The sequence below is a fragment of the Gammaproteobacteria bacterium genome (assembly GCA_034522055.1).
Lineage (GTDB): Bacteria > Pseudomonadota > Gammaproteobacteria > JAABTG01 > JAABTG01 > JAABTG01.
Genome location: JAXHLS010000002.1, coordinates 2,551,505 through 2,568,733, shown reverse-complemented (window position 1 = coordinate 2,568,733; position 17,229 = coordinate 2,551,505). Strand labels below are relative to the sequence as shown.

Genomic DNA, 17,229 nt, shown 5'->3' with positions numbered 1-17,229 from the left:
GGCCCGCCACGGTGGCCGGCGCAACGGCGCAGGACCGCGCCGCAGCGATAACCATCTTGGAACACAACCATTCTCTAGGGGGAGCGACATGGCCCGAGGCGTCAACAAGGTAATTCTCATCGGCAACCTGGGGGCGGACCCCGAGACCCGCTACATGCCCAGCGGCGGCGGCGTCACCAACACCCGGCTCGCCACCACCGAGACCTGGCGGGACAAGCAGTCCGGCGAGCGCCAGGAACGCACCGAGTGGCACCGCGTGGTGTTCTTCAACAAGCTTTCGGACATCGCCAGCCAGTACCTGCGCAAGGGCTCCCGCATCTACGTGGAAGGCTCCATCCGCACCCGCAAGTGGCAGGGCCAGGACGGCCAGGACCGCTACACCACCGAGATCGTCGCCAGCGAGATGCAGATGCTGGATGGCCGCAGCGACAGCGTGCCCGCCTCCACCGGCCCCGGCAACGACGACTGGGACCAGTCCCCCCCACCCGCCCAGGGCCAGAAGCCGCCCGCCGGCAAGCCCGCCGCCAGCCAGCCACCCGCCGACGATTTCGACGACGACATCCCGTTCTGCGCCGACAAGGGCGCGGCGCCCCAACGGGGCCGCGCCCGCCACCCGCCCCTATGCCAGATCTGCATCCACGACAGGCCGCGTTGTACCTCGACGGCATCGTTACCGCCGTAGCCAGCACGCCGGGCTACGACCTCGACGTGGTGCTGGAAAAGCTGAGCGCGGACCTCGCCCCCATCGAAACGCACAAACTCGAGGCCGAGTTGGAGTTCATGATCGAGCGGTTGGAGGCGGACATGGACAAAGGTCCTCCCACCCTGCCTCCGGGCACGGAAGATACCGCCGGATTGCAGCACTGGGTGGCCGGCTACATCCTGGGCATCACCTTCTTTAATGACCAATGGCACGCCCTGGCAAACACCTATCCCGTCCTCGACAGCGCCCTCGTTATCATGGGCGGCACGCTTGATCGAAGGGACCCCCTGGGGCTGAAAGGGGCCGGTAGAGGCCCGGTCGGCCTGGAAGACGTCAGGTACCTCATACCCCTGCTGGCCTATGGCATCTACCACGAGTTCTACGCGAAACCGGCCACACCCTGGTTCGAAGCCATAGCGCTGCAGGCCCTCGACGAAGACCACCTGTTCCAGACGTTGATGACCGCGGGCGCGAACGTGCCCCTGGACGTGATCGACGAATGCGCCGGTCGCGGCGAGACCATGATCCCTCTGCTGGAACGCCACATCACGGCCTGCCACCCCGCCATCGGCATCAGGGAACTCTCCGATGATGAGTTCTGGGGGGTTCGTCACGCCGTGATGGTCCTGGGACGCATGGCCGGCGGGGACGCGGGCGACGCCCTGCGGCGCGCCTTCCACCTCATCGCCACCCGGCCCGAGGACGATGACCTGCCACGCCTTCTCCACGACTCCTGGTGGATGCTGTTCAAGAACAAGCCGGCAACCAGCGTGGAGCCCCTCAAACCCGTGGCCGAGGACGGAACCCGGCCCCGGGACACGCGGCTACTCGCCGTCGATGTGCTGGTGACCCATGCCGCCACCCACGGCGGCGAGCGGTTGGAGCATACCCTCGACTGGGTCGCCGCCCTGTGCGGCCGGGAGGACGACGATCCCAAGCTACGACTGTTGGCGGGAATCAAGCTGCTGGGCTTCCCCCGCGAGCGCCACCGGCCTCTACTCGAAGCCCTGGGTCGCATCGAGCCCGGGCTGGTGGAGATAGACCCCTTCGCTCCGGAAAGCGTGGAGGAAGCCTTCGCCCGCGGCGACATTACCGAATGGACCGACGTCGACGATTCATGGGATGACTTTTACGACGACTTCGGCCTCGGGGACGCCCGGCCACTGGCCCACAACCTGGCGGTCGAACTCTTCGCCCGCCTCGCCACCGTCGAACCCCAAACCCGCAAGACACCGAAGGTGGGCCGCAACGACCCCTGCCCCTGCGGCAGCGGCCGCAAGTACAAGAAGTGCTGCCTGAACAAGCCATGAAGCCCCGCCCCGGCAACCATGGCCACGAGCCACCGGCAAGGCCGCGATAACCCGGGACCTCCCGCAAGGACACTACGGTGCCCGGAGGCAGTCAGAGTTCAATCACATTGACGAGGCGGTCGAGGGCAATGAAGTCGGACGGATTGCGGGTATACAACGGTAATCCGTTGGCCGCCGCGGTGGCAGCGATGAGTAGATCGGCAAGGCGGGCGCGACTGGTTCGGCCTGCCGCCCGCGTGGCGGCGAAGACCCGGCCGTACATGCGCGCCGCCGCGGCATCGAAGGGCAACGCATCCCACGTGGCAGCGGCCCAGTGCAGGCGGTCCTGGCGCCGCGCCCGTTCCTCCTCGTCGCTGGCGGCGTGGGGGCCGGCAGCGAGTTCGGCAAGGGTGATGGCCGCAATGGCGGATTGCTCCGGCAGACGCGCGGGATCGATCCGATGGAGATCGATCACAACGGAGGTATCGAGAAGCCCCCGGCTGGGCTCAGCCACCGACGGACTGGTCTACGGCGCCATCCACATCTGTGCGAAAGCGAACGCTATCCAGCGCCGGCGCCTGACCGGCCGCCTCGGCGAGCACCGCTCGCGGCACATAACGGCGGGGCTGAATCGGCCGCAACTCGGCGACCGGAGTCCCGTTGCGTGTCACGACGAGCGTCTGGCCCGCCTGTACCTCGCGCAGCACGGCGGCGGAGTCATTGCGAAGCTCCCGCTGAGTAATGGTCTTGTTCATGAGAGGCAATGTAGCGCCTGTAGCGTCTTATAGCAATATGGACCGTTTCACCCGCATCTTCGAACTCCACAAGGTCCTCACCAGCCACCGCCACCCGGCGTCCCGCGCCGTGCTGGAGGAACGCCTGGAATGCTCCCGGGCCACCGTCAAGCGCGCCATCGACGACCTGCGCGACCACCTCGGCGCCCCCGTGACCTACGACCGCGCCCGCAACGGCTACCACTACGACACCCGTGGCGGCGACCACCCCTACCAGCTCCCCGGCCTGTGGTTCAGCGGCCCCGACGTGGAAGTCATCGCCCCCGACCACCTGCGCCGACGCGTCACCGAACGCGTGCAGGAGACCCTGGGCCGCTACGAAACCAAAGGCCCTGGCCCGTGAACCTCACGCATATTCTCAGGTTACGGACTCACGGAATGACCCCCCACCCGCGCTAGGGTGGCGAAGTCACAGACACGGAGAACCCCAGGGATGAATCGACATCGACTGCCCCAGGCCCCGGCCAGCCGGCCCGCACGGACCACCAGGCCTCGGCGGACTACTTCCGGTGGGCCTCGAAATACGCCCGCAACAGCGCGTTGATACGGGACTGATAGCCGGTGCCACCCGCCTTGAACCACTCCAACACATCGGCGTCGATGCGCAGCGTCACCTGCTGCTTGCGCGCCACTGGCTCCAGCCCCCGCCGGGCCACGGCACGGGCGAAATCCTCCGGCGTGGGCTCGGGGATATCGGACGTGTCGATGTCCTCGTCTTCAAGACGATCGAGATGCTCCCAGTCAGTTCCCGACGTATCGGAAGTAACGTCTTGCTGTCGATTTGTTTGCTTTCCGGGCATGGATGATTCGAATTTCATCACCAATTTGAACGTGAGCTACCAGAACAACAACATGACCGAGCAGGCCAATGGTAATGAACCGTTGCTCGTCGTAGTCGTACCTTGTGTCCTCATAAGTCAGCGTCTCTCCGTCGAATATCCTCACGACATCCTTAAAGTCGATGCCATGCTTTTCCATGTTGATGAGACGTTTGGGCTCGTCCCAAGTGAACTGGGTCATAGTGTACCTACGATTCGTAGTTACGGCTATCCGGATAGCGGTGCGATAGTAGCATAGAAATTACCGATTAAACATTTTAAGGAATTTGTGTTTTGAAAATAAATTACTATCCTCTATGGGACTGGCTAAGGGCCAGTCCTCATTGAAGCAAGGATTTTGTTTTTTGAGCTTGTGGAGAAAATAAGCATATCCGGGGCCTCGCCCCGGCCTCATTGGCCACCAATGGAGAATTTCGATGAGCAATCTGGAAGAACTAACTCTAAACGTCTTGGAAAAGGCAATAATCGACGATTGCCCCGCCATTCGACGCATCACCCGTCTACAGCCTGCTGGTGGAAAAGGGGACAAGGTATTTCCGCCGACTTACCTAAAGGAAGGCCGCGCCGAGACCAAGTATGCCTTCGAGAAACGTCGCATCGACGGCGAGGAAATCACCAGCGTACTGCTCGACTCTGTCGCATCGCAGGCTAATCGCATGGAAGAGGCCCTGCTCGAGGGCTGGCAGCGCAACGAACTGCGGCGGTTCCCCCTAGTCCAGGTCGACTTTAGCGCCGAGGACGGACTTGAGGACTTGGAACAGATCACCGCACTCCAGGCCTCCCACCGGATAGCCGACGCCCTGCTTCGCGACAGCTTGTTGGACGGCGTCCCCTTTCGCCAGACCCCTATCGGCAAATCGTTCACCGACGCCCGCACTAACCACGCCACAGCGATGTACAAATACTGTCCGACGGCACTGATTTTCGGCGTCTGGGACAGTACCGGCCCCAAGGGTGGCCTAGGTGCCAAGTTCCAACGCAGCGTAGCCTCGGAAATCGTCGCCATAGGCGCCTTGGCTGGCGTGAAGACCGCCAGCCGAATCGACCCCGCCGGCATCGAACGGAAGGCTGGCCCCATTTACAGAAAAGCGGACGAAGATGACTGGACGGCCGACGAGAGCGAAGCCAAGAAAGACAAGAAGGGAGCCGCAGAACTTTTTAGTCGCTCAGGCGCAGAAGGCAAAGGGCAGCCGAGCACCATCAATCATGGCAACATACCCCCGAGCATCGACCACGAAAGCGGCGGCATCACCTTCGATTACGCCATTCAAACCTCCGTCCTTTCCCTTCCGGCATTACGCCGTCTGCGTTTCCGCGACGACGTGAATGGCAACCCGCTGCCCCCTGATCTCCGCTCCGCCGCCGAGGACGCGGCGCGCACCGCTTTGGCCGCCCTCGCCCTGGCTGCGTTCGCCTATCAGGAAGCCCAAGGCTACGATCTCCGATCTCGCTCGCTGCTGGTCACCGAATCCGGAGGTGCGCTGGAACTGCTATCGCGTGACGACAGCGAGCCCAAACGCTACAAGCTGAGCAAGGATGGTGCAGCGAAGCTGTTGGCCGATGCTGTCGAGAAGGCCGCGGAACTGGGCCTTGGCTGGGACCCCAAGCCGGTGACGCTCATACCAGCCCCCAAGCTTAGCCACTTAATCCGAAAGAGTCGCGAACAGGTGCAAGCCGGCGAGATCGAGGTAGGTGAATGATGTTTGCGCTGGAGTTACAGCTCCTTACCGGACGCTACGTCGCCACCTGCTACAACGATCGCCGCCGCGCCGAGTGGCCGCCCCACCCCGCGCGTCTATTTTCCGCGCTGGCAGCCACTCATTTCGCTTCGGAGGAATCGGATCCTGTTGAGCGCCGTGCTCTCGAATGGCTGGAGTCGCTCGGCGCACCCGAGATGTCCGCCAGCGAAGCCTTCCCCCGGGAGGAGCACGTCGTATTTGTTCCGGTCAACGATCTCAGCGTAGTCGGTGGATTTGACAAGCAAGAGACTGCACTGGCGGAGGCCGAAGCGGCAGTCTTCGAAAAACGGCACAAGCTTGAGTCAACGGCTGGCCATCCAAAACAGCAGACTGAGTTGGAAAAATCACTGCAAAAGGCAGAGAAAAAAGCCCGGGTTGCACGCAGCAAATTGCAAACCACCGTCGCAACGAAGATTCAAGCGCCCATCCGAATTGGCAAAGAGGATGCGGCAACAGCCGCCGCCCTCCTGCCCGGACACCGGCTACGACAGCGGCGTTGGTTTCCAGGGGTAACGCCCGACAGTTCCGTGGTTCAATTCGTCTGGCGCAACGCAGAGGCGGAATCACACGCGCGGGTGCTCGACCAGTTGGCGGCACGGGTTGTTCGCCTGGGCCATTCGTCATCATTTGTCAGCCTTCGCGTGGTGAACGAGCCTGCTCCCGTAAATCACCTCCCAATGGATACCGGACCATTACGTTTGCGCGTGATACAGGCTGGCCAGTTGCAGCGACTGGAGGCGGCGTTCGCGCTGCACCGCGAATCTGAGCCTCGAATCATGCCCAAAGCGTTTCAGGGCTACGCCCCTCGACCGGAGCCCGAAACCACCGTTCAGGCTTCCGATATGGGAGAGGACTGGCTGGTCCTGGAGCGCATCTCGGGTCCATTGCTGCCCGCCACCCGCGGCCCCGACATGGCCCGGGCAGTGCGCGGCGCCCTGCTGACCCATGCAATGGAGCCATTGCCTGAAGTGCTCACCGGCTACCAGCCAAACGGAGCACCTTCCTGCCAAGCTCATCTCGCCATAGCCCCGCTCCCATTCGTTGGCCACCAGCACGCGGATGGCCTGCTCCGCGGTGTAGCAATCATACTGCCGCGCCATCTCGGGCTGGAGGAAAAGAAAGCCACCTACCAGGCCCTGCGTGATTGGGAGGAGACCGCACGTGCCGACGCGGACGAAAGTGATGCACCGTTGCTGCATTTGCGACTTGGCACGCTCGGAATAATCGCGTTGCGGCGAGTAGATTACTTTTCACACCTCCAGGCGTTGCGTCCGGATACCTGGTGCCGCCGCTCCCGGAAGTGGGCATCTGTGAGCCCTGTCGCGTTGGACCGCAATCCTGGCGACCTACGAAGCCGCGATCCAGATAAACAATCAAGTGCCGTTCGTGCCGCCGAGCAAAGTGTCCGCGAGGCCTGCGGCCGCATTGGGCTACCGGACCCCGTCCGAGTGGACGTGTTGCCGTTCGCCCCGTGGGCAGGTGTGTACAAAGCGAAGCATTTCGCACCCTTCCCTCGGGGCGTGGGGAAGACCTTGCGCGTACTCACACATGTGTACGTGGAATTCCCAGAGCCAGTGCGTGGGCCGGTGATCCTCGGTGCAGGCCGCTTTCTCGGCCTTGGCCTTTGCAAACCGCTGGCGAGCGATGACGAATGACAGACTTACACCATCAAGATTTTGACACCTTCTTTCGGGCGGTTTATGGCTACCCGCCATTCCCGTGGCAGTCCAGACTAGCCCGTCAAGTGCTTGACGAGGGGCGGTTTCCCGACCGTCTTGATCTGCCAACCGGCAGTGGCAAGACAGCGGCAATCGATGTCGCCGTATTCGCTCTGGCGGCGGACCTCGCGGCCGGCCGACAACGCCTGCCTTGCCGAATCGCCTTCGTAGTGGATCGGCGCACCGTGGCGGATCAATCCTTCGCGCGGGCGATCAAGCTCGCTAACGTACTCGCTGACAGCAAACCGGATTCAGTCGTCCGGCGCGTGGCTGATCAGTTGATCCGCCTCGCGGGCACCCACGAGCCGCTACACGTTGCCCTGTTGCGTGGCGCCGTCCAGCGCGACGACACTTGGGCAGCCAACCCTGCACAACCGACCGTGTTGATTTCTACCGTCGATCAAGTCGGTTCACGCTTGTTCTTCCGAGGCTATGGTGTCAGCGAGGGAATGCGTCCGGTACATGCCGGACTGCTGGGTAACGACATATTGTTTATGCTGGACGAGGTGCACCTGGCACGCCCGTTCTGCGATACGCTGCGAATGCTGGAGCGCTATCACGCCGACCGGATAGGCTCCCGACTACCAAGGCGCTTCCAGTTGGTAGAGCTATCCGCAACGCACCACGAGGACGGTGCGAAGCCGTTCAGGCTGGATGCCGCCGACCTAAACAATGGGGTCCTTCGCCGCCGCCTCGTAGCGCGAAAGCCGACCAACCTTAAGATGGTCAAGGTCAGCGGCGGCGAGTCGCGCCGGCTGACTGTTCTGGCCGAGCAAATGGCTGCCGCCGCGGTGGACGCCATTCAGCCGGGCAATGCCGTTGGCGTGGTCGTAAACCGAGTGCAAGCTGCCCGACTCATTTACGCCGACCTCACGGCACGCGGTCTGGCTGCGAACACTTGGCTGTTGACGAGCCGCATGCGCCCGTTGGATCGCCAAGAATTGGAGAAAAAGCTCCAAGCCCGACTTACAACTGGTCGCAGCCGCGACGCCACCCTGGACGCCGTGGTGCTGGTCTCCACCCAATGCATTGAGGCAGGCGCCGACTTCGACTTCGATATTCTTCTCACCGAGTGCGCCAGCCTCGACGCCCTGCGCCAACGCTTCGGGCGCCTGAACCGGGCCGGCGACCTGGACAACGCCGCGGGCACCATATTCGCACGGAGCGATATCGACGGGGACGACCCGATCTACGGAACAGCCGCAGCCGCGACTTGGAACTACCTTTGCTCTCTTCAGCAGGTCGACTTTGGCTCCGAGGGGCTGACGCTGCCTAAGCGCAACGATCTGGTGCGGCTTCTGACCCCCGTAACTACTTCCCCTATTCTGTTGCCCGCGCACTTGGACGCTTGGAGCCAGACTGCACCAGTCCCCTATCCCGACCCAGACGTCGCCCTCTGGCTACACGGCCCCCGGGAATCGTCGGCCGAAGTAAGGGTCGTTTGGCGAGCAGATCTGGAAGAAACAGAGTTGGAAGTCGCAGCACGCGAGAACGCCAATGGAGAAAAGGATACACCGATCTCCAGGGCGCTCGCAGAGCGCCTCGACGCCTGCCCGCCTCTAACGTCGGAGAGTCTAGCCGTCCCCGTATGGGCTGCGAAGGGGTGGCTGCTCGGTACCGATCCGGATTCCGATGCGGCTCTTGCGGACGTAGAGAGGCACACACCCGAAGCGACGAAAGCCGAGCAGCCTCATGGGCGCCCTGCACTGGTTATACGCAACGGAGAAGCCCAGGCAATCCGTTCGACAGTAATCAAAGCCTGGGATACCGTGATCGTTCCGATTGATTACGGCGGAATCCGTTCCGGCAACTGGGATCCCGGTGCAGCGGAGCCGGTTACAGACCTCGCAGACGCCGCTCACTTGCAGCAACGCGGACGCGCTGTACTCCGTCTGGACAGTCGGCTCTGGCCAGGCAGCGAACCGCCTGTTCCCATAGAGGGTGACGCGGAGCAGGACACCGACGATCGGGGGCAAATCCGGCGTTTCCTTGCCGAACACGCCGGCAACGTGGTAGCGGAAACCGGAATCCGGGACATCCGCGCCGATGCGATTCGCATATTGCTCGAAGAATTGGCGCAACGCGACGGTCCGCGACTAATCCGCGTCAAAGGCCACCAAATCGGAGACAGCTGGGTGTTAATCTCACGCCGGATTATTAAATCGGCGAACCCCGTGACGGGACTTGTCAGTCCTGACTTGGCATTGGATGGCGACGAGCTGTCCCTCATCGGCAAGGCCGCCCCGCTACGCAAACATCTTGCCGGCGTCGGCCGACTAGCCGAGGGATTTGCGCGTCGTTGCGGCCTACCGGAGCCCTTGGTGCAGGATCTGCGCCTCGCTGGCCAGTTGCACGACCTCGGCAAGCACGACTCGCGCTTCCAATGCCTGCTACACGGTGGGAGCGAATACCGCGCCCTGACCGCACCTGAGGCGCTGGCCAAATCAGCCGTGAGCGGTCGTAATCGCCGCCAGGAGGCCGAAGCCCGACGCCGCGCAGATTACCCCGTCGGCACCCGGCATGAACTGATCTCCCTCGCGTTGTTGCAGGACGCCGAACACGTGCGCGCCAAGGCAAATGACTGGGACCTAGTGCTGTACTTGGTCGCGTCACATCACGGCCACTGCCGACCCTTGGCGCCCGTGGAGCCTGAGTCGGTTGGCGAACCAGTTCAAATCAAAATTGAATTGGACGGGGCCGCACTCAGTGCGTCGACTGACCATGGCCTCGCCGCCCTTGACTCGGGGGTTAGCGACCGCTTCTTCATCCTGACTGAGCGTTACGGAAGCCACGGACTGGCCTGGGTTGAAGCCATCCTGCGTCTCGCTGACCACCGACGCAGCGAGCAGGAGGAAAGAGGAAACCTATGAACACATTGGTATTGCCTGGACTGGACGGAACCAACCCGTTAGGGTTTCTGGCTGCAATGGGCGCGCTGCGAGTTTTGAGTGAACAGTCTGGCGAAGCCCCGCGGTTAACTTGGCGGCAAGACGGAACCTGGATACCGCAATTGTGCAGTTTGCTCAACCGTGAAGAGCTTCTGGATTTCCTGGAAGCTGATGCAACTATTTGCTGGCCCCACGATGCAACATTAGACCTGCGGTATCCGAAGCACAAGGACAAACCTGAAAGGCTCGCGTGGGACCTGAAACCACCACCGCCCCGCTTCCGTGCCTACCTCCAGCAGCTGCTTGATGAAGACTCAGCCAAGGGAAGACGAGCGGCGCAGTACGCCGCAGCGTTCGCGGCCGAGGGTGTAGTCGATAACAACGGGGCCACAAAGCCTTTTCCATTGCATTTCACTGCCGGGCAACAGGAATTTCTTCACATGGCAGCAACTCTCGCTGGATATGACGGAAAGGGAGTTACCAGGGAGGACCTTGCAGAAGCGCTGTTTGGACCGTGGACCTACTCCCGGCCGATGCCAGTGCTCGGATGGGACTCGACCGTGACTCGGGACTACGCCCTCCGTGCCAGCAATCCTTCGACCGACAAGAAGCTCGGCGTACCCGGTGCCGATTGGCTCGCTTTTCGCGGCTTGGCCGTACTACGCAGCTTCGCTGTGGGTACAAGGCTGGTAACCACTGGCTGTTATGGCGGTTGGAAAAACGGTGGCTTCCGCTGGCCCCTATGGACGCGGGATTGCACCATACGCACTGCCGAGGTTCTGATGAACCTGCCGGGCTTGCCCGATATGAGGGCGCGCGAGCGAGTGGCTCGTGGCATTGGCTGCGTCCTGCAATCGCGTATCCACCGCTCCGATCAGGGAGGCTATGGCAATTTCGCACCAAGCGAAGTCTTATAGTGAATCCAGCATACCGGCTCTGACAAACATCGGATAAGAATCAATCGCAGAAGCGGCGTCTCCAACCATTACGCACAAATAAGAGATGAATACCACTCAGCCAAGCGATGACGGCCATACCAATATTCCAGGATGCGAGCCTTGTGTGAGTATCCTCCTCATGAGTGGCCACCGGGCCGATTGCCTGCAGCTACCAAGCAGGTCCCCGCCTGATTGGACGAACCACAAGGCAGCCTTTCCTATGTTCACCACCGCCCGCTTCTTGTTGGTCGGAAAGCCGCTGCCGCGCGTAGAGGACAGTCTCCGTATCGGTGAGTTGCTGCGCTGGGCTGTGATGAGTGCCTTCGGTAAGGACGAGGCCGGGCGCTACTCTGCACCTCCCATCTTTTCCGGCCACGATCTGCCCCAAGGCAATCGGCATCAACACGCATTCTATCTGCCCTATGACAGCAGCGGCCATGGCTACCTGAATCGTGCGGTGATCCACGTTCCGGCTGGGTTCTCTGGAGACCAACGCCTCATCATCGGGAGGTTGCGTAAGATCTGGCAGCGGGACGGTGGTAAATGGCGCTTGATCCTGGAAGGTATTGGTGGAGTTGGGGTCGGTGGTTCCCTGGTAGAGCCAAGCCGAGAATGGACCTCGGTTACGCCCTATCTGCACCCCTGGCACGCCAAGAACGGCTTCACCGTAGAGGACCAGATTCGGCGAGAATGCGGGGAGCGAGGGTTCCCCAAACCCCTACGAATCGAGCGCCTGCCGTCAATCTCTATTGGTGGCCGTGACCGCTACCCGCTTCACTTCCACCGCATCCGCGCCCGACGTGGCCTCAGCCAACCCGATCGACACGGCAGCTTCTGGCAGATCGAGTTTTCAGAACCAATAGGCGGCCCGCTCGCACTCGGCTTCGGCTGTCACTTTGGCTTGGGAATGTTTGTACCGCAATGAACACGCCAGGAGCGAAGCCGATATTCCGTTTGGACAGCTCTTGTCGTGTATTAGAACGGCATTACACCCCAGGGAAAATTCCTCACGGCTCGTCGCATCGCCCATTCAGAGCACTTTCTTGTTTCGTGCCATGCGTCCTTTCCAGCGCCACGACACGAAGAGCATCCGGGCCATACCCGGCGGCGATTGTCGAGCTTCGCCGGTCACGGCCGCGCGAGCAGCCGTTAGCGCGATGGCGATGACCCGAGTAACCTCTGCACGGGTGAACGCGGGCTAACGGAATACGTCCACCATGACCGACCAGCAACCTGAACTGCCCTTCAGCTTCCCGGAGTTGTCCGAAGACCTGCCGCTGCTGCCGGCGCGCATGGTCAACGAGTACGAATACTGCCCGCGCCTGGCCTATCTGGAATGGGTCCAGGGGGAATGGGCGGACTCCGCCGATACGGTGGAAGGGCGATACCGGCATCGCCGGGTGGACAAGCCTGGCGGCAAGCTGCCGGACCCTGGGGAGGCCGAGGAATACGAGACCTTCCATGCCAAGTCCATTACCCTGTCCTCCCGCAAGATCGGGCTCATCGCCAAGCTGGACCTGGTGGAGGGCGAGGGGGAAGAAGTGGTACCCGTGGACTACAAGCGGGGCAAGCGCCCCCACGTCGCCAAGGGTGCCTACGAACCCGAGCGGGTGCAGCTTTGCGTGCAGGGCCTCATTCTCGAGGAGCATGGTTACCATTGCGACCATGGCATCCTCTACTTCGTCGAGTCGAAGGAACGGGTAACCGTCGAATTCGACGAGGAGTTGCGCAATCGTACCCGCTCGGCCGTCAACGGATTGCGTCTGGTGGCTGTCGGAGGGCGCATGCCGGTGCCCTTGGAAGACAGCCCCAAGTGTCCGCGTTGCTCGCTGGTGGGGATCTGCCTGCCGGACGAGGTCAACTATCTGCGGCGAACCGAAACACCCCCTCGCCCCCTTGCCGTGGGGCGGGACGAGGCCCTGCCACTGTATGTCCAGGCCAACAAGGCGGCGGTGCGCAAGAAGGGTGAGACCCTGGAAGTCTCCGTCGATGACAAACCGGCGGCTCATGTGCGATTGATCGACATCTCCCAGGTGGTCCTCATGGGCAACGTCTATCTCACGACGCCCACCCTCCACGAGCTCATGCGCAGGGATATCCCCGTCACCTGGCACAGCTATGGCGGCTGGTTCCTCGGCCACTCCATCGGCAACGGTCACAAAAACGTGGAGTTGCGCACCGCTCAGTATCGGGAGAGCTTCGACGAGAAAGTCTGCCTGCATCTGGCGAAGGGCTGGGTACGGGCTAAGATCCAGAACAGCCGCACCCTGCTGCGCCGCAACTGGCGCCTCGACGAGAAGCCGGAACGGCTGCTCAGAGACCTCAAGCACCTTTCGGAAGAGGCCCTGCGCTGCCGCAATCTTGAGGAGCTGCTCGGCATCGAGGGCAGCGCCGCGGCAAAGTACTTCGGTGCTTTCCGAAACCTTTTGAAGGCCGAGACCCCGGAGGCCACCTTCGCCTTCGACTTCACCCAGCGCAACCGGCGCCCGCCCCGCGACCCCGTCAATGCACTGTTGTCCTATGCCTATTCGCTGCTGTCCCGCACCTGGGCGGTTACCCTCGGAGCCGTGGGCTTCGACCCCTTTCGCGGCTTCTATCATCAGCCCAGATATGGCCGCCCTGCCCTCGCCCTGGACATGATGGAACCCTTCAGACCCCTGCTCGCCGACTCCAGCGTCATCCAGGCCATCAATAATGGCGAGGTGCGGCCATCGGATTTCGTCACCGCCGCAGGCGCCGTGAACCTCACCCCGGATGGCCGCAAGCGTTTCATCACCGCGTACGAGCGTCGCCTAAGCCAGGAGATCACCCATCCGATCTTCGGCTACCGGCTCAGTTACCGGCGGCTGCTGGAACTCCAGGGCCGGTTGCTTGGCCGCTACCTGCTCGGCGACCTCGACGACAATCCCAATTTCACGACCCGGTGACCGGCCATGGACGAACACCTCTACATCGTTTCCTATGACATCGCCGATCCCCGGCGCTGGCGCGCGGTCTTCAAGACCATGAAGGGCTACGGCGAATGGCTCCAACTGTCCGTTTTCCAGTGTCGCCTGTCCCGGCGCCGCCATGCGGACCTCATCGCCATGCTCGACCAGATCATCCACCATGACGCCGACCACGTGTTGCTGGTGGACATCGGAGTGGCCGACAAGGTCGAACCGCGGGTCACCAGCCTGGGAAAGGACTTCAATCTGGTGGAAAGAGTACCTACCATAGTCTGAAGCGGTTGCCGGCGACGCCGGGCTCCGCCTGGGTGCCGCGAGCGGTCCGGTGGCACCGAAAACCCCGGGGACCGCTCGCAGCCCGGATGCTCTTTAACAAACAATCAATTACATAAACCATTTCCAGCCCCACATGAGAATGGCATGATGACCATTGGCCAGAAACCCGCACCGCTCGCAAGACCCGCCGGCAGGCCCCGCCGGCCCTTGGTTCGGGGAGGGGCGGTTATCCGCGGCATTCAGCCGCGGCCTCATTGAAGCATCTTATGTCTCCTCCCGCGAAGCAAGTATTGCGGCGTTATCCGCGGCATTCAGCCGCGGCCTCATTGAAGCTTAAGGAGGGTCAGCAAGATCTTCGGCGGTTCGTAGTTATCCGCGGCATTCAGCCGCGGCCTCATTGAAGCATACCGTCAACGCGTGGCCCATCTCTGTCGTACAGGGTTATCCGCGGCATTCAGCCGCGGCCTCATTGAAGCGGCAACCTCCGGGGGTGATTCGCGGCGGGATGCCGCAAGTTATCCGCGGCATTCAGCCGCGGCCTCATTGAAGCGATGGCGATCCGGCGGAGTTTGTTGCTGTCGGCGATGTTATCCGCGGCATTCAGCCGCGGCCTCATTGAAGCACCGAGGCCAAGCAGGCCTGGCTATTCGACAAGTACGTTATCCGCGGCATTCAGCCGCGGCCTCATTGAAGCGTGTACCTGGTGACGCCCGTGGTGGTGTGGCAGACCAGTTATCCGCGGCATTCAGCCGCGGCCTCATTGAAGCCTGCGTAGTCTGTCGCCCTGAAGGCCCGTTCTTCCATGTTATCCGCGGCATTCAGCCGCGGCCTCATTGAAGCTGCGGCGAGACCTCAAGCGCCGTCTGCATACCCTGGGTTATCCGCGGCATTCAGCCGCGGCCTCATTGAAGCCTAGTGTAGGTGAGTTGGGAGCCAGGGCCACCACGTGGTTATCCGCGGCATTCAGCCGCGGCCTCATTGAAGCATGAAAAATCTTCAAGAGGAGAACCTACTACCCGATGTTATCCGCGGCATTCAGCCGCGGCCTCATTGAAGCTCGGCGGCGACCCGGCGGACGGGAACACCTGGCACCGTTATCCGCGGCATTCAGCCGCGGCCTCATTGAAGCTCTGTAAAGACCGCCGTCATATCCCTTACAGGCATCGTTATCCGCGGCATTCAGCCGCGGCCTCATTGAAGCGCAGTAGTCCTCGTCCACGTCGTCGGGCAGGTGGAGTTATCCGCGGCATTCAGCCGCGGCCTCATTGAAGCAAGGACCGCCACGTAGCCTACGGGAACACCAAGTACGTTATCCGCGGCATTCAGCCGCGGCCTCATTGAAGCAAGCGCTACAGGTCCGGCATGTTGCTGTCCATGCTCTGGTTATCCGCGGCATTCAGCCGCGGCCTCATTGAAGCCGCAATGTCCACGTCGAGCACGGTCACGCCGTTACCGGTTATCCGCGGCATTCAGCCGCGGCCTCATTGAAGCGTCACCTGCTCCGCCCTGGCGAATCTCGCCTCGCAGTTATCCGCGGCATTCAGCCGCGGCCTCATTGAAGCTAAGCCCGTGCGACCCCTGACCACCCGTGCCCGTGCGTTATCCGCGGCATTCAGCCGCGGCCTCATTGAAGCTAAGCCCGTGCGACCCCTGACCACCCGTGCCCGTGCGTTATCCGCGGCATTCAGCCGCGGCCTCATTGAAGCCGCCTGTGTCCACTGGTGCCGCTTCCAGGGTCTGCGTTATCCGCGGCATTCAGCCGCGGCCTCATTGAAGCATCTTGCGTCACAGTGGTCCTCAGGGCCTCCTCGCTGTTATCCGCGGCATTCAGCCGCGGCCTCATTGAAGCATGGTGTCTCCTGTAGGTGGCCTCATTTGTCTGGCGTTATCCGCGGCATTCAGCCGCGGCCTCATTGAAGCCGAATGACAGGAAGTGGTTCCAGCCTCACGCCGAAGGTTATCCGCGGCATTCAGCCGCGGCCTCATTGAAGCTTGGTATTCAGGCCCTCGGTGTGCGGGAGGTAGACCGTTATCCGCGGCATTCAGCCGCGGCCTCATTGAAGCGATTTGCAGGCTGCGGCTCAGACCCTCGGCCCGCTTGTTATCCGCGGCATTCAGCCGCGGCCTCATTGAAGCCTGTCGATGACGCCCACCTCCTCGCCCGCGGCCAGGTTATCCGCGGCATTCAGCCGCGGCCTCATTGAAGCATTTTGCGCGGCGGTGGAACTGTACCCTTCCGGCGCGTTATCCGCGGCATTCAGCCGCGGCCTCATTGAAGCGGGAACTCAAACACGCCGCTGATTGCGACGATGCCGAGTTATCCGCGGCATTCAGCCGCGGCCTCATTGAAGCGTTGCCTTGACCTTGAGCCAGTACGCCCAGGCCTCGTTATCCGCGGCATTCAGCCGCGGCCTCATTGAAGCCCGCTGTAGCCGTCCTGGCATGGGTTGTGTGCTGGGTTATCCGCGGCATTCAGCCGCGGCCTCATTGAAGCCGCGATGGATTGCAGGCCCAGATACGCGGCCTCGGCCGTTATCCGCGGCATTCAGCCGCGGCCTCATTGAAGCCGTATCTGGAGGAGCGAGCAGACGCCGAATATACGCGTTATCCGCGGCATTCAGCCGCGGCCTCATTGAAGCCTGGCCATTACTGGTGTCGTTCCGGTGGACATGCCGGGTTATCCGCGGCATTCAGCCGCGGCCTCATTGAAGCGGCAACAGACCGTGCGAGCGCAAACACCATTCTCGGGTTATCCGCGGCATTCAGCCGCGGCCTCATTGAAGCCACCTCGATCCACTTCACCTGGTCGTAGGCCACGCCCTGTTATCCGCGGCATTCAGCCGCGGCCTCATTGAAGCCGCGGAAAACTTGCAATCTGCGCAAGGTCCTGAGTGGTTATCCGCGGCTTTCAGCCGCGGCCTCATTGAAGCGATGCCGCCGACGTCCCGCCCCACCTGCGCCCCGGCGTTATCCGCGGCTTTCAGCCGCGGCCTAATTGAAGCTGGTTCTTGCTGCGGTAGGCCTTCACCCACAAGCTGGGTTATCCGCGGCTTTCAGCCGCGGCCTCATTGAAGCATGGGCCCCGCCTACGCCGCCG

The 17,229-nt window shown here is 62.2% G+C and carries 14 protein-coding genes and 1 CRISPR repeat array (1 of these 15 running past the window's edge); of the genes, 10 read left to right on the top strand and 4 right to left on the bottom strand.

Going from position 1 to position 17,229, the window contains the following annotated elements:
* The first annotated feature begins 88 nt into the window (after positions 1–88).
* Together ssb and U5S82_12510 are read left to right on the top strand one after the other, a co-directional pair.
* Positions 89–682 (top strand): single-stranded DNA-binding protein, encoded by a 594-nt coding sequence (ssb, locus tag U5S82_12515; GenBank protein ID MDZ7752466.1) that lies wholly within the window; start codon positions 89–91, stop codon positions 680–682.
* The gene (locus U5S82_12510; GenBank protein ID MDZ7752465.1) at positions 622–2,013 is read left to right on the top strand and encodes an SEC-C metal-binding domain-containing protein; all 1,392 of its coding nucleotides are present in this window, start codon (positions 622–624) and stop codon (positions 2,011–2,013) included. The genes ssb and U5S82_12510 overlap by 61 nt, the downstream gene beginning before the upstream one ends.
* Before the next feature lie 91 nt (positions 2,014–2,104).
* Here U5S82_12510 and U5S82_12505 read toward each other — a convergent pair whose 3' ends face one another.
* Both U5S82_12505 and U5S82_12500 read right to left on the bottom strand, forming a co-directional pair.
* The gene (locus U5S82_12505) at positions 2,105–2,506 is read right to left on the bottom strand and encodes a type II toxin-antitoxin system VapC family toxin (GenBank protein MDZ7752464.1); all 402 of its coding nucleotides are present in this window, start codon (positions 2,504–2,506) and stop codon (positions 2,105–2,107) included.
* Positions 2,499–2,747 carry a type II toxin-antitoxin system prevent-host-death family antitoxin gene (locus tag U5S82_12500; GenBank protein MDZ7752463.1) on the bottom strand — a complete coding sequence of 83 codons (249 nt, stop codon included), beginning with the start codon at positions 2,745–2,747 and terminating at the stop codon, positions 2,499–2,501. The genes U5S82_12505 and U5S82_12500 overlap by 8 nt, the downstream gene beginning before the upstream one ends.
* Positions 2,748–2,784: 37 nt before the next feature.
* Here U5S82_12500 and U5S82_12495 point away from each other — a divergent pair, with 37 nt between their 5' ends.
* Positions 2,785–3,129 (top strand): helix-turn-helix domain-containing protein, encoded by a 345-nt coding sequence (locus U5S82_12495; GenBank protein ID MDZ7752462.1) that lies wholly within the window; start codon positions 2,785–2,787, stop codon positions 3,127–3,129.
* 157 nt (positions 3,130–3,286) lie between these two features.
* On the opposite strand, the gene U5S82_12490 is transcribed toward U5S82_12495, so the two are convergent.
* Together U5S82_12490 and U5S82_12485 are read right to left on the bottom strand one after the other, a co-directional pair.
* Positions 3,287–3,586, bottom strand: coding sequence for a BrnA antitoxin family protein (locus tag U5S82_12490; protein ID MDZ7752461.1), 300 nt, complete (start codon positions 3,584–3,586; stop codon positions 3,287–3,289).
* Entirely contained in the window at positions 3,528–3,806 is a 279-nt protein-coding gene (locus U5S82_12485; protein MDZ7752460.1) for a BrnT family toxin, read from the bottom strand. Before U5S82_12485 ends, U5S82_12490 begins: the two co-directional genes overlap by 59 nt.
* Before the next feature lie 235 nt (positions 3,807–4,041).
* Between U5S82_12485 and cas7u the strand changes: the two genes are divergently transcribed.
* The 7 genes from cas7u to cas2 all read left to right on the top strand — a co-directional run bounded on the left by cas7u (position 4,042) and on the right by cas2 (position 14,132).
* Entirely contained in the window at positions 4,042–5,325 is a 1,284-nt protein-coding gene (gene cas7u, locus U5S82_12480) for a type I-U CRISPR-associated RAMP protein Csb1/Cas7u (protein ID MDZ7752459.1), read from the top strand.
* A complete protein-coding gene (csb2, locus tag U5S82_12475) occupies positions 5,322–7,019 on the top strand; it encodes a type I-U CRISPR-associated protein Csb2 (GenBank protein ID MDZ7752458.1) in 1,698 nt (565 codons plus the stop codon). The genes cas7u and csb2 (U5S82_12475) overlap by 4 nt, the downstream gene beginning before the upstream one ends.
* Positions 7,016–9,952, top strand: a complete 2,937-nt coding sequence (gene cas3u / locus U5S82_12470) for a type I-U CRISPR-associated helicase/endonuclease Cas3 (GenBank protein MDZ7752457.1) — start codon at positions 7,016–7,018, stop codon at positions 9,950–9,952. Before csb2 (U5S82_12475) ends, cas3u begins: the two co-directional genes overlap by 4 nt.
* Positions 9,949–10,887 carry a hypothetical protein gene (locus U5S82_12465; protein MDZ7752456.1) on the top strand — a complete coding sequence of 313 codons (939 nt, stop codon included), beginning with the start codon at positions 9,949–9,951 and terminating at the stop codon, positions 10,885–10,887. The genes cas3u and U5S82_12465 overlap by 4 nt, the downstream gene beginning before the upstream one ends.
* Before the next feature lie 85 nt (positions 10,888–10,972).
* A complete protein-coding gene (csb2, locus tag U5S82_12460; protein ID MDZ7752455.1) occupies positions 10,973–11,833 on the top strand; it encodes a type I-U CRISPR-associated protein Csb2 in 861 nt (286 codons plus the stop codon).
* A 292-nt stretch (positions 11,834–12,125) separates the two neighbouring features.
* The gene (gene cas1, locus U5S82_12455; protein MDZ7752454.1) at positions 12,126–13,835 is read left to right on the top strand and encodes a CRISPR-associated endonuclease Cas1; all 1,710 of its coding nucleotides are present in this window, start codon (positions 12,126–12,128) and stop codon (positions 13,833–13,835) included.
* A 6-nt stretch (positions 13,836–13,841) separates the two neighbouring features.
* Entirely contained in the window at positions 13,842–14,132 is a 291-nt protein-coding gene (gene cas2, locus U5S82_12450; GenBank protein ID MDZ7752453.1) for a CRISPR-associated endonuclease Cas2, read from the top strand.
* A gap of 225 nt (positions 14,133–14,357) precedes the next feature.
* A CRISPR array of direct repeats spans positions 14,358–17,229; the repeat unit is 36 nt; unit sequence GTTATCCGCGGCATTCAGCCGCGGCCTCATTGAAGC (it continues 279 nt past the right edge of the window).